Origin of the sequence: Sphingomonas sp. NFR04 (genome assembly GCF_900114095.1) — a bacterium.
Taxonomy (GTDB): domain Bacteria; phylum Pseudomonadota; class Alphaproteobacteria; order Sphingomonadales; family Sphingomonadaceae; genus Sphingomonas.
In genome coordinates, this window is sequence record NZ_FORV01000006.1 from 14,420 (window position 1) to 26,824 (window position 12,405).

General features: G+C 68.7%; 13 protein-coding genes and 1 tRNA gene. 9 read left to right on the forward strand and 5 right to left on the reverse strand.

The features are described 5' to 3' along the window. The first annotated feature begins 205 nt into the window (after window positions 1-205). Window positions 206-1,303, forward strand: a complete 1,098-nt coding sequence (gene folP, locus BM009_RS16480) for a dihydropteroate synthase (RefSeq protein ID WP_093297877.1) — start codon at window positions 206-208, stop codon at window positions 1,301-1,303. On the opposite strand, the gene BM009_RS16485 is transcribed toward folP, so the two are convergent. Beyond that, window positions 1,288-2,715, reverse strand: coding sequence for a sigma-54-dependent transcriptional regulator (locus tag BM009_RS16485; protein ID WP_093297879.1), 1,428 nt, complete (start codon window positions 2,713-2,715; stop codon window positions 1,288-1,290). The genes folP and BM009_RS16485 overlap by 16 nt on opposite strands. A 160-nt stretch (window positions 2,716-2,875) precedes the next feature. Between BM009_RS16485 and BM009_RS16490 the strand changes: the two genes are divergently transcribed. The 8 genes from BM009_RS16490 to BM009_RS16525 all read left to right on the forward strand — a co-directional run bounded on the left by BM009_RS16490 (window position 2,876) and on the right by BM009_RS16525 (window position 8,928). Beyond that, window positions 2,876-3,013 (forward strand): aa3-type cytochrome c oxidase subunit IV, encoded by a 138-nt coding sequence (locus tag BM009_RS16490; RefSeq protein WP_093297881.1) that lies wholly within the window; start codon window positions 2,876-2,878, stop codon window positions 3,011-3,013. A gap of 1 nt (window position 3,014) precedes the next feature. Continuing rightward, a complete protein-coding gene (locus tag BM009_RS16495; RefSeq protein ID WP_093297882.1) occupies window positions 3,015-4,136 on the forward strand; it encodes an NAD(P) transhydrogenase subunit alpha in 1,122 nt (373 codons plus the stop codon). Between the two features lie 531 nt (window positions 4,137-4,667). Next, complete coding sequence (locus BM009_RS16500; RefSeq protein WP_093297884.1) at window positions 4,668-5,042, forward strand: endonuclease domain-containing protein; 375 nt, start codon at window positions 4,668-4,670, stop codon at window positions 5,040-5,042. Then, window positions 5,042-5,335, forward strand: coding sequence for a proton-translocating transhydrogenase family protein (locus BM009_RS16505; protein WP_093297885.1), 294 nt, complete (start codon window positions 5,042-5,044; stop codon window positions 5,333-5,335). The genes BM009_RS16500 and BM009_RS16505 overlap by 1 nt, the downstream gene beginning before the upstream one ends. Before the next feature lie 2 nt (window positions 5,336-5,337). After that, a complete protein-coding gene (locus tag BM009_RS16510) occupies window positions 5,338-6,813 on the forward strand; it encodes an NAD(P)(+) transhydrogenase (Re/Si-specific) subunit beta (RefSeq protein WP_093297887.1) in 1,476 nt (491 codons plus the stop codon). Between the two features lie 12 nt (window positions 6,814-6,825). Next, complete coding sequence (locus BM009_RS16515) at window positions 6,826-7,701, forward strand: hypothetical protein (RefSeq protein ID WP_139216662.1); 876 nt, start codon at window positions 6,826-6,828, stop codon at window positions 7,699-7,701. A 139-nt stretch (window positions 7,702-7,840) separates the two neighbouring features. Continuing rightward, window positions 7,841-8,791 (forward strand): helix-turn-helix domain-containing protein, encoded by a 951-nt coding sequence (locus BM009_RS16520; protein ID WP_093297890.1) that lies wholly within the window; start codon window positions 7,841-7,843, stop codon window positions 8,789-8,791. Window positions 8,792-8,852: 61 nt separating this feature from the next. Beyond that, a tRNA-Val gene (locus BM009_RS16525) sits at window positions 8,853-8,928 on the forward strand. A gap of 9 nt (window positions 8,929-8,937) precedes the next feature. Here BM009_RS16525 and epsC read toward each other — a convergent pair. The 4 genes from epsC to BM009_RS16545 form a co-directional block, all read right to left on the reverse strand. Next, window positions 8,938-9,888, reverse strand: a complete 951-nt coding sequence (gene epsC / locus BM009_RS16530; RefSeq protein ID WP_093297891.1) for a serine O-acetyltransferase EpsC — start codon at window positions 9,886-9,888, stop codon at window positions 8,938-8,940. Between the two features lie 4 nt (window positions 9,889-9,892). Further along, a complete protein-coding gene (locus BM009_RS16535) occupies window positions 9,893-11,191 on the reverse strand; it encodes a dicarboxylate/amino acid:cation symporter (RefSeq protein ID WP_093297893.1) in 1,299 nt (432 codons plus the stop codon). 125 nt (window positions 11,192-11,316) lie between these two features. Then, window positions 11,317-11,685 carry a hypothetical protein gene (locus tag BM009_RS16540; protein ID WP_093297894.1) on the reverse strand — a complete coding sequence of 123 codons (369 nt, stop codon included), beginning with the start codon at window positions 11,683-11,685 and terminating at the stop codon, window positions 11,317-11,319. Between the two features lie 69 nt (window positions 11,686-11,754). Then, entirely contained in the window at window positions 11,755-12,318 is a 564-nt protein-coding gene (locus BM009_RS16545) for a helix-turn-helix domain-containing protein (RefSeq protein ID WP_093297896.1), read from the reverse strand. Between the last annotated feature and the right edge of the window lie 87 nt (window positions 12,319-12,405).

The window sequence follows — 12,405 nt, forward strand, 5'->3', positions numbered from 1 at the left end:
CTTGAGGGAGAGGATAGCGAAGCTTGGCGGCTTGCCGCCTAGCGCAGCTTGGAGAGGGTGAGCGGCTGTGTAGCAGCCGCGCGAGCATCGCCTCGCATTGCCCCTCTCCCTCCCACCCCCTGACGGCGGCGGGGCCCACCCTCTCCCCGATGGGGAGAGGGGCGCATGGCTTCCCTCGCAGTGCCAGGCCCGGTAGCACGGCCGCATGCCCGATCTTCCGCCCGCCGCGCGCCTGTACCTCCGCCCAATCCAGTTCGTCGACACGCCCGTCGGCCGCGACGGCCAGGTTGCTCGGCTGGCCGGTGGGCTGTTGTGGTTCTCCGCCTATGAACTGATCGCCGTGCAGAACGGTCGGTGCACCCTACAGCGCACCATCTCCATCGCCGAGGCCGAGGCCGATCCCCGCCTGGCCCCCATCGCCGCGCGCATCACCGCCCCCCGCGCGCCGCTCACCCTCGGCCCCCGCACGCTGCGGTTCGACCAGCCGCAGGTGATGGCGATCCTCAACATGACCCCCGACAGCTTCTCCGACGGCGGGAAGCATCTCGGCGATCCCGCTGCCGCCGCGCAGTCCGGCGTTGACATGAGCATCGCGGGCGCGGCGATCCTCGACGTCGGCGGCGAGTCCACCCGCCCCGGCGCGGAAACGGTGTGGGAAGGCGACGAGATTGCCCGCGTCGTGCCGGTGATCGAGCGGCTGGCGGCGAGCGGTGCCGCGATCTCGATCGATACGCGCAAGGCAGGTGTGATGGAGGCGGCGCTTGCGGCGGGCGGACACATCGTCAACGACGTGTCCGCGCTGCTCTACGACGGCCGCGCGCTGGAGGTGGTGGCACGCGCGGGCTGCCCAGTGGTGCTGATGCATGCCGCCGACCCCAAGCATGGCGCGAAGGGGAAGGGCGCCTATGGCGACGTGCTGATCGAAGTCTATGACTGGCTGGAGGCCCGCGTCGAGGCGGCGGTCGCTGCAGGTGTGGACCGCGCGAAGATCGTCATCGATCCCGGCATCGGCTTCGGCAAGACGCTGGCAGATAATCTCGCGTTGATGAACGGGCTGGCGCTGTTCCATGGGATCGGCTGCCCGATCCTGCTGGGTGCCAGCCGCAAGCGGATCGTCGGCGCGCTCGCCAACGAAGCACCGGCCGAGCAGCGGCTGGGCGGATCGCTGGCGCTGGCGCTGAAGGGCGCAGGCTTGGGCGTGCAGTTGCTGCGCGTCCACGACGTGTTCGAAAGCGTCCAGGCGCTGCGGGTGTGGCGCGGCATGCAGGACGCCGCGCTCACCGCGCCTCACGCCGCGGTCTGATCGATCCCCAGCTCGCCTAGCTTGCGGTATAGCGTCGAGCGGCCGATGCCCAGGCGGCGGGCGACCTCGGTCATCCGCCCGCGATAATGGCCGATCGCAAGCCGGATCACGTCCGCCTCGATCTCGTCTAGCGGGCGCAGATTGCCGTCGGGGCGGAACAGCGTGATGCCGCCCATGCCCGAGTTGCTCGCCACCGGCCCGGCCGACATCGGCTTGCCCAGCGCGATCTGGGCAATCTGCGGGAAGTCGTCGCGGGTCAGCCCTTCCTCGTCGCACAGCACGGCCGCGCGGAACAGCGCGTTCTGCAGCTGGCGGACATTGCCCGGCCAGTCATAGGCGGTGAGCAGCTGCAGCGCGTCTTCGCTGATGCCGAGCTGGCGCAGGCCCGGCTGTTCGGCGATCCGGGCGAGCAGGTGGCGGACAAGCGCCGGGATGTCGCCGGCGCGCTCGCGCAAGGGGGGGATCGTCACCTGGACGACATTGAGCCGGTAATAGAGGTCTTCGCGGAAGCGCCCCGCTTCCACCTCGGCGAGCAGCGGCACGTTGCTGGCGGCGACCACGCGGACATCGACTTCACGTGGGTGACGCGCACCGAGCGGCTGGATCTCGCCGGTCTGCAGCATGCGCAGCAATTTGACCTGCGCCTCGAGCGGCATCTCGCTGACTTCGTCGAGGAAGATCGTGCTGCCATCGGCATCCTGGAGCCGACCGACCTTGCGCTCGAACGCGCCGGTAAAGGCGCCTTCCTCATGGCCGAACAGCTCCGATTCGACCTGGTTGGCGGGGATCGACCCGCAATTGACGACGACGAGCTCCTTGCGCGCACGCGGCGAGGCGCCGTGAATCGCCTCCGCCACGACATGCTTGCCGACGCCGCTCTCGCCTTCGATCAGCACCGGCACACGGGCACGGGCGGCTTTCGCAGCGACTGCGAGGGCGGCGCGGAATTGCGGCGCCGAGCCGACTATTTCGGCGAAGCCAAGATTGGCGGTGAGTTTCTCGGTGAGCGGGCGCAGTTCGCCGGCGCTGTTGCCGCCCATGGCGGCCTCCAGCGCCGCGAGCAGCCGCTCCGAAGCGATCGGCTTGACCAGGAAGTCGCTGGCGCCGGCGCGCATCGCGCCCACGGCGGCGGCAACCGAGCCGTTGGCGGCTAGCACCAGAATAGGCATGTGTGGCCTGCGCGCACGCAGCTCGGCGATCAGGATCGCGGCATCGGCATCCGAGGCGGGATGGTCGAGCAGGATCGCGTCGACCGCGAGGCCATCGGGCGTGCCGAGCGACGCCAGCGCGCTCTCCGCATCGTCGGCGAAGATCGTCCGCCATCCGCGGCGCGAGGCGATCGCGGCGACCAGGCGTCGCTGCGCCGGTTCCGAATCGATCAGCAACAGAAGACGTTGCCCGTTGCGCGTCATGCCGACTCCAGTCCCAAATGTCCCGTTTCGAGCCGCATCGGTTAGACCAGATGCGTAAAGTTCGGCTTAAGCAGGGCCGAAACAGTTCTTTGGGCGGCGGGGTTGAGGGGCGCCGAAGCAGCGGTATAAGACATCGAGCACCTAGGAGAGGAGCGCATCAATGGCTGAAACAGGTGAAAATGCCGGCGAGATCCAATCGCATGTCGAAACCTTCAATGGTTTCACGGCTTTGATGAAGTGGGGCACGGTGGCGGTATTCCTCATCGCTGCGTTCGTCGTCTTCCTGATCGCCCGCTGACGTGAAGATCGCAGTACTCAAGGAAGCGGCGATTGCCGAACGACGTGTCGCGGCTACGCCCGAAACCGTCAAGAAATTCATTAATTTGAAGGCTTCGGTCGCGGTCGAGTCCGAGGCGGGACTTGCTGCCTCCTACGGCGACGCCGCCTTTCGCGAGGCGGGCGCGACGATCGGATCGCGCAGCGAGGTGCTCGCCGATGCCGATATCGTGCTGGCGGTGCAGGGGCCGGACCCCGACAGCCTCGCCGGCCTGAAGCAGGGCGCGTGGCTGGTCGCCGGGCTCAATCCGTTCGGCGAGCGCGCCCGAATCGACCGTTACGCGGCACTGGGCCTCGAGGCGCTGGCGATGGAGCTGATGCCGCGCATCACCCGCGCGCAATCGATGGACATCCTCTCCTCCCAGTCGAACCTCGCCGGCTACAAGGCGGTGCTCGACGCCGCTGCCGAGTACGACCGCGCCTTCCCGATGATGATGACCGCGGCCGGCACGGTGAGCGCCGCCAAAGTGTTCGTGATGGGCGTCGGCGTCGCCGGCCTCCAGGCGATCGCCACCGCGCGGCGGCTGGGCGCGCAGGTCTCGGCCACGGACGTCCGCTCGGCGACCAAGGAGCAGATCCTGTCGCTCGGTGCCAAGCCGATCTTCGTCGAGAATGTCGCCGGGATCGAAGGCGAGGGCAGGGGCGGCTACGCGACCGAGATGAGCGACGCCTACAAGGCCGCGCAGGCCGAGCTGGTCTCGTCGCACATCGCCAAGCAGGACATCGTCATCACCACCGCACTGATTCCCGGCCGGGCGGCGCCGCGGCTGATCAGCGATGCACAGGTCGCGACGATGCGCCCGGGCAGCGTGATCGTCGATCTGGCGGTGGAGCAAGGCGGCAATGTCGAAGGCTCGGTGGTCGGCGAGGTGGTTGAGCGCCACGGCGTGAAGATCGTCGGCCATCGCAACGTGCCGAGCCGGCTGGCGGCGGACAGCTCGGCTTTGTTCGCGCGCAACCTGTTCAACTTCCTCTCGGCCTTCTGGGACAAGGATGCCGGCAAGCCGGTGCTCGACGAGGAGATCGGCACCGCCGTGCGGGTGACGCAGGGCGGCAAGGTGGTGCACGAGAGGCTGTTGTCGTGAGCAATCCTCCCCTGCAAGGGGAGGTGGCGCGCGCCAGCGCGACGGAGGGGTGTCGCCGCTGGGGGCGTGGGTCCTCGATTGCAGCGGGGACACCCCTCCACCACGCCTTCGGCGCGGTCCCCCTCCTTGCAGGGGAGGATCTGGGCGGTGTTGCAGGGGGCCTGGGTGCAGTCTTCGTCGGTTGCCCCGACCAATCCTCCCCTGGAAGGGGAGGTGGCGCGCGCCAGCGCGACGGAGGGGTGTCGGCGCCGGGGGCGCGGACCTTCCGTTGCAGCGGGGACACCCCTCCACCACGCCTTCGGCGCGGTCCCCCTCCCCTTTCAGGGGAGGATCTTGGGGGTGTTGCAGGGCGCTTGGGGGCAGTCTTCGTCGGTTGCCCCGACCAATCCTCCCCTGGAAGGGGAGGTGGCGCGCGCCAGCGCGACGGAGGGGTGTCGCCGCTGGGGGCGTGGACCTTCCGTTGCAGCGGGGACACCCCTCCACCACGCCTTCGGCGCGGTCCCCCTCCCCTTGCAGGGGAGGATCTGAAGGGTGTTGCAGGGGGCGCCGGACAGCCATCGTCGCGCGAAGCATGCGCGGAAGGAACTGTCCTTGCCCGAAGTCCTTCTCTGGGTGGCGCTGAAGGATCGACCGGCCGGGCTGAAGTTCCGCAAGCAGCATCCCTCCGGCCCCTATGTCGCGGATTTCTACTGCCACGCCGCCCGGATGATCGTCGAGGTGGACGGGGCGGCACATGGGTTTGGCGATCGGCCGCTATGCGATGCGGCACGCGATCGCTGGTTTACGATGCGGGGGCTGGATGTGTTGCGTGTGCCCGCGCGGGACGTACTGGACGATTGCGATGCGGTCGTCCGTGGGATTGTCGCTCGAGCCGAAGCCCGGCTCGGGGATCAAGGAAACGCCTGATGGACTTCATCTCGATCCTCTCGGTTTTCGTGCTGGCCTGCTTCGTCGGCTATTATGTCGTCTGGTCGGTCACGCCGGCGCTGCACACGCCGCTGATGGCGGTGACCAATGCCATTTCCTCGGTCATCATCGTCGGCGCGCTGATCGCCGCCGCGGCCGGTAGCCTGGGGGGCGCGGGCGAGACCTCGAAATGGCTCGGCCTGCTCGCGGTGGTGCTCGCCAGCATCAACATCTTCGGAGGGTTCGCGGTCACCGCGCGGATGCTCGCCATGTACAAGAAGAAGGTTCGCTGAGCATGGAGAGCATCGCGCAAAATCCCTGGGCGGCGCTGGCCTATCTCGTCGCCGGTGTCTGCTTCATCCTGGCACTCCGCGGCCTGTCGAGCCCCGCCACCAGCCAGCGGGGCAATCGCGCCGGCATGATCGGCATGACGATCGCGGTGGTGACCACATTGGTCACCCATGTCCCGCGCATCGCGCCGCCTTGTCCCACGGGGGCGATCTGCGAGAATTACGGCACCCCGGTGCTCGACACGCTCACGCTGGTCGAGCTGCTCGCCGCGATCGGCATCGGCGCGGCGATCGGCATCGTCACCGCGCGCCGGATCGCGATGACCGCGATGCCCCAGCTCGTTGCCGCCTTCCACTCGCTGGTCGGCCTCGCCGCGGTGCTGGTCGCCGGCGCCGCCTTCCTCAATCCCGGCGCGTTCGGCATCGCCAGCGACGGCGTGATCTTCCTCCAGAGCCGCATCGAGATGGGGCTGGGCGTCGCGATCGGCGCGATCACCTTCTCGGGATCGGTGATCGCCTTCCTCAAGCTCAACGGCAATATGGGCGGCAAGCCGATCCTGCTGCCCGGCCGCCACGTGATCAACCTGGCCGTGCTCGCCGCGATCCTCGGCCTGATCGCCTACTTCACCCAGGACCAGAGCCCCTGGATCTTCTGGACGGTGACCGCGCTCAGCTTCGCCATCGGCTTCCTGCTGATCATTCCGATCGGCGGGGCGGACATGCCGGTGGTGGTGTCGATGCTCAACAGCTATTCGGGCTGGGCGGCGGCGGCGATGGGCTTCACGCTGCACAATTCGGCAATGATCATCACCGGCGCGCTGGTCGGCAGCTCGGGCGCGATCCTCAGCTACATCATGTGCCGCGCGATGAACCGCAGCTTCCTCAGCGTGATCGCCGGCGGCTTCGGCGGCGATGCCGGCGGGGGGGCAAGCGGCGCGGCGGCGGTCGACCGGCCGTGGAAGCGTGGGAGCGCCGAGGACGCGGCCTTCCTGATGAGCCAGGCCGAGCAGGTGATCATCGTCCCCGGCTATGGCATGGCGGTGGCACAGGCCCAGCATGTGCTGCGCGAGATGGGCGACAAGCTGAAGGCGCACGGCGTCCGGGTGAAATATGCGATCCACCCGGTCGCGGGGCGCATGCCGGGGCATATGAACGTGCTGCTCGCCGAGGCCAACGTCCCCTATGACGAGGTGTTCGAACTGGAGGACATCAATTCCGAGTTCGCCCAGACCGACGTCGCCTTCGTCATCGGCGCCAATGACGTGACCAACCCGGCTGCCAAGACCGACAAGTCCTCGCCGATCTACGGCATGCCGGTGCTCGACGTGGAGAAGGCCAAGACGGTGCTGTTCATCAAGCGCAGCATGGGCGGCGTCGGCTATGCCGGTGTGGATAACGAGTTGTTTTATCGCGATAATACGATGATGTTGCTCGCCGACGCCAAGAAAATGGTCGAGGAAATCGTCAAGTCGCTGGACTGATCGGGGGTCGGGGTGGTCGGATCGATATTGGGCGGCGCGTTCCGCCTGTTGCGGCGGCATCCGCTTTCGGTGCTGGTGTGGGCGATCCTCTATCTCGTCGGCATCTTCGCGATCGGGCTGCTGCGGATCCTGATCGCCCCCGCCGATCCGGAGAGCGTCGTGGGTGCGATCGGTGCGGGGCTGCTCAGCCAGGGGCTGGTCCTCGCCCTCGTCGCGGTGCTGATCACCGCGGCGACCCGCGCGACGCTGCACCCCTATAAGCGCGGCGCCTGCTATCTGCGGCTCGGCGCCAACGAACTCCGCGTGTTCGCGCTGCTGATGCTGCTGACGATCGCCACCATGGTCGCGACCTTCCTGCTGACACTGGCCAACGGCTTGCTGCTGGGGCTGCTCGGCTGGCTGGTCCCTGCGGCCGCGACTGGCTGGATAGGCGTCGCGCTGCTGCTGGCCGAAATGGCGGGGCTGATCTTCGTCCAGGTGCGGCTCTCGATCGCGCTGCCGCTCACCTATCTCTACGAGACGATCACCGTCGACGAGGCCTGGGCGCAGTCGCGCGGCCATTTCTGGTCGATCTTCGGTGCGTTCGCCGCGCTGGCGATCCTGCTCGCGCTGGCCGGGCTGGCGCTGCTCGCCGCCTTCTTCCTGCCGATCCTCGGCACGCTGGTACAGACCGGCGCCAATGCCCAGGCGGTGATGGAAATGGTGCTGATGCTCGTGCTCGCCGCCAAGAACTTGCCCGCCGCCGCGCAGGTGCTGCTGGTATCCGGCATGCTTGCGCTGGTCGCGCTGGGCTTCGTTCTGATGACCGCGACTCTGGCCAGCGCGGCGCGGACCATGCTAGGATTGCAGGACGGCCAGATCGAGGATTTGCGACGATCGCGCGGATAGTTCCAAGCTCTTTGCTCCACTTCGGAGAAACTGCCCACGCGCTCTGCCAAACCGCTCCGATCTGGAGTAAACCAGACTCCGCCATTTCGGAGCGATACGGCATTTGTTGGGGAACAGATGTCGAACCATGGGGGCAGACATGTACGAGGCAGAAGGGGCCGGGGGGCTCGCAAGCATAACGTATGACATCACCGTCGATGTCGCGCAGATCGTCGCGGGGTCGCGGGCGGGGGAGGCGGCGGCGGCGCGCATCGTGACGGCGGCGGGCTTGCGGGCCCGCTTGCCGGTCGACGCTGCGACGGCCCTGCACGCCGAGACGCTGCTCGACGGCGCGCAGCTGCTGCTGCTGGAGGCGGAGGGAGTGGCGCCGGCCCTGCTCGAGCCGCTGCTGGTTCGCCTGGGCGCGATGGCCGAAGCGCGCTGCGTGCCGCTGATCGCCACCGTCACGCCCGACCAGATCGACATTGCGGTGGGATTGCTGCCCGAATCGGCGGTGCTGCAATGCGCGCCGAGCGATATGGACCGGCTCGGCGCGGTGTTCTCCGTCCGCCGCGAGCCGGTGGCGCGGCTGCACGACGGCATGCGCGACCAGGAAGCGACGCGGATGCGGCGCTTCCACGAGGAAGTGGCGCGCATCGCCGATTCGCTGTCACGCCTCACCCGCAGCGAAGTGCTCGAACGCCCCGCCGGCGTACGCAACGAATCGACGGCCTTCCGGATGGACAGCGCCGACGACACCGTCGAGACCGACGCGGCGGAAATCCGCCGGGTGATCCGCGCGCGGCGGATGCGGGCGGACTATTTCGAAGGCGACCTGTTCGCCGATCCCGCCTGGGACATGCTGCTCGACCTGTATGCGGCGGAACTCGAGCATCGCCAGATCTCGGTCTCCAGCCTGTGCATCGCAGCAGCCGTGCCGCCGACGACGGCGCTGCGCTGGATCGGCACGCTCAACGAGGCCGGGCTGTTCGACCGCAAGGCCGATCCCAGCGACCGCCGGCGGGCGTACATCGCGCTCAGCGAATCGGCGCGGCGGGGGATGGAGCGCTATATCGCGGCGGTGAAGCGGGCGGGACTTTCGCTCGTTTGAGGCTTGCCCTTCGCGCGCGGCTTTGGCATCGGCGTCCAACGCGGACGCCATCGGCGCGCGCGGGCGGTTAGCTCAGTTGGTAGAGCATCTCGTTTACACCGAGAGGGTCGGCGGTTCGAGCCCGTCACCGCCCACCATTTTCTCCCTCAGTCGCGATGCTCGGCCAGACGCGCCGTCAGGTTGCTCTGCGCGTCGCCATGCAGTGGTACCGCGGCGGGCTGCACCAGCACGCTGTGCGGCGGCACGTCGTCGAGCAGCCAGACATTGCCGCCGATCGTGCTGCCGCGGCCGATCGTCACCCGGCCGAGGATCGTGGCACCGGCATAGATGATCACGTCGTCCTCGATGATCGGATGGCGGGCATAAAGGCTGCGCGGCCCCGCTGGCGCCAGCCCCAGCGGACTGCGCGCGCCGAGCGTGACATGCTGGTACAGGCGCACGTTGCGGCCGATGATCGTCGTCTCGCCAATCACCACGCCGGTGCCATGGTCGATGAAGAAGCTCGGCCCGATCGTCGCGGCCGGGTGGATGTCGATGCCGGTGCGGGCATTGGCGAGCTCGGACAGGATCCGCGCGACGATCACCGCGCCCAGCCCGTGCAGCTGGTGGGCGATGCGATAATGGAGGATCGCCAGCGCGCCGGGATAGCTGATCAGGATCTCGTCGACGCTGCGCGCCGCGGGGTCGCCGACGAAGGCCGCGTCGACATCGGCGTCGAGCAGGGTGCGGATCTCGGGCAGCGCGGCGGCGAACAGGCGGACGAGCAGGTCGGGCTGGTCGCTGTCGAACGGGGTGGCGCTGTGCAGCTGCCAATAGTCGAACTCGGCGGCGAGCTGTTCGCGCAGGATGGCGAAGGCGCGGGCGAGCTGCTCGGCGACGAAATCATCCTCGCGCGCGATGCCGCCGCGAAAACCGCCGAGCCGGGTGGGGAAGAGCGCGGCGGCGACATGCTCGACGAAGCGGGCAAGCTCGGCGGGCGCGGGGAAGCGGGAGAGGCCGCGATGCTCGGCGCGGCGCGCGCGCCAGGCCGAGCGGACGCTGTTGAGCGCCGAGACTGCATCGGCGATCTCGCCCGCGAAGCCGTGGTCGGACACCATGGGTTCAGGCCGTGGCGACACGGGCCGGCGCGCCGAGCGCGTCGGGGGCGAGCAGGCCGCTCCGGCGCGCGACGATGGTCGGCACCAGCGCCTGGCCCGCGACGTTCACCGCGGTGCGGCCCATGTCGAGGATCGGGTCGATCGCGAGCAGCAGCCCCGCGCCCTCGAGCGGCAGACCGAGTGTCGACAAGGTGAGGGTGAGCATCACCGTTGCGCCGGTGAGCCCCGCGGTCGCGGCCGAGCCGACCACCGCGACGAAGGCGATCAGGCCATAGTCGGCCAGGTGCAGCGGCACGCCGAAGAACTGCGCGACGAAGATCGCCGAGACGGCGGGGTAGATCGCCGCGCAGCCGTCCATCTTGGTGGTGGCGCCCAGCGGCACCGCGAAGGCGGCATAGGCGGCGGGCACGCCCAGCCGCTCGACCACCTCCTCGGTCACCGGCAGCGTGCCGACCGAGGAGCGCGAGACGAAGCCGAGCTGGATCGCCGGCCAGGCGGTGGCAAAGAAGCGCAGCGGGTTGAGGCCGTTGGCCAGGAGCAGGGCCGGGTAGACGACCAGCAGCACCAGCGCGAGGCCGATATAGACCGCCGCCGCAAAGGCGCCGAGTGCCGACAGCGCGTCCCAGCCATAGCGGACCACCGCATCGCCGATCAGCGCGGCGGTGCCGATCGGCGTCAGCGCGATCACCCAGCGCAGCAGCCGGCGGAAGATGGCGAGCGCCGAGGCGTTGAACTGGAGGAAGGCGCTGCCCGCCTCGCCGACGCGCACTGCCGCCGCGCCGATCGCGATCGCCGCGACGATGATCTGGAGGACGTTGAACGACAGGCCGGTGGTCGCGCCGCCCTCCTTGAGCGTCGTCGACGCGGTGAGGCCGAGGAAATTGGCGGGGACGATGCCTTTCAGGAAATCGAGCCAGCTGCCGGTGCTCGACGGCGCCTTGGCCGCGCTCGCCGCGACACCGGCATGGAGGCCGGGCTGGAGCAGCAGCCCGAGCGCGATGCCGATCAGCACCGCGATCAGCGCAGTCGTGGCGAACCAGAACAGCGTGCGGGCGACCAGCCGCGCGGCATTGTCGAGGTCGCGCAGCGCCGCGATCGAGGCGATGATCGCGGTGAACACCAAGGGCGGCACCAGCGCCTTGAGCAGCTGGACGAAGATCTGGCCGGTGGTGTGGAGCACCTCGCCGAGTCCCGCCTGCCCGGTCGCGCGGACGGCGAAGCCCAAAGCCAGGCCGGCGGCCATGCCGAGCAGCACCTGCAGGGCGAAATGGGGGCGGATACGGGCGGGGACGGCATTGGCCATGCGTGGCGGCTCCTTTCGGCCTGCCACGATATCCTATCCGCTAAGTAGGAGAACAAAGATTTGCTATCAGCCCGACGCGGCGGGCTTGGGGCCGGGCGACCGCAGCGGGCCGCCCGGCGGATCGCTCAATTCGCCTTGAACGTCGGCTTGTCGCCGGTGAAGGCGACGGTGACATAGCTGTTGTCGCACAGGTTGATGTTCGGCCAGACCGCGTTGGTCTTGTCCTCGAAGGTGGCGCGCACGTCGAACTTGCAGGCGCTCGCCGCCTTTTCGAAATGCACCGTGGTCCGGCCGCCGGGCTTGACCTTGCCGTCCTTGTTGAGCTCGGCATCGACCTTGTTGTCGACCCAGGCGCCGCCCCCGGCGGGAGACACTTCGATCTTGGTGATCAGCTTGCCGGTGGCGTTGGTGAGCATGAAATCCCAGTCGTCGGCCAGCGCGGGGCCAGCCGCGGCGAGGAACGCTGCGGATGCAATGAGAGCCAGTTTCTTCATGGTCTTCTTCCCTCCTGTTGCGCAGCATGTTGCGCCCAACAGGTGCAGCGAGCAAGGGCGTAACAATGCCTATAGCGTGCGCACCAGCCGCACCGCGACGGCGATCCAGGCGGGGTCGGTCACCACCTGCTGGCGACCGCCCGCGCCGGGGGGCAGCAGCTGCAGCCGGGTGCCGTCGCGGCCGATCAGCCGGCCGAACAGGAAGCGGCCGGCGGGGCGCGGCACCAGCACGTCGCGGTTGAGCGCGCGGCCGAATTCGGCGGGGGCGAGGCGCTCGCACCAGATCGCGTCGCCGCTGCGATAGTCGCCGATGCTCGCCTCCACGGCGACGGCGATGGTGCCGGCCTCGGGGCGGGGCGGGACCAGCGTGGCGGGGCGGCGCGGGGCATGGGCACCGTCGGCCTCCAGGATCGCGGCCACAGGCACGTCGGGGCGATCGGGAAGCTGGACCAGATCGGCGGCATCCACCTCCAGTGCGGCGGCGATCCGGTTGAGCCAGGCAACCGAGACCGTGCGGGTACCGGTTTCGAGTCGGCCGATCGTCTGCGCGGTTGTCGGCGGCTTGCAGCGGCGGGCGACGTCGTCGAGCGTCAGCCCCTTGGCCCGGCGGACTTCGCGTATCGCAGTGATCATGGCCTGCTCCTAACCAAATCGGTTTTCCTCTTTCCTACAGATGCGCCGCGATGGCAAGAGGATCGAATTGGAACAAAAGGAGATCGC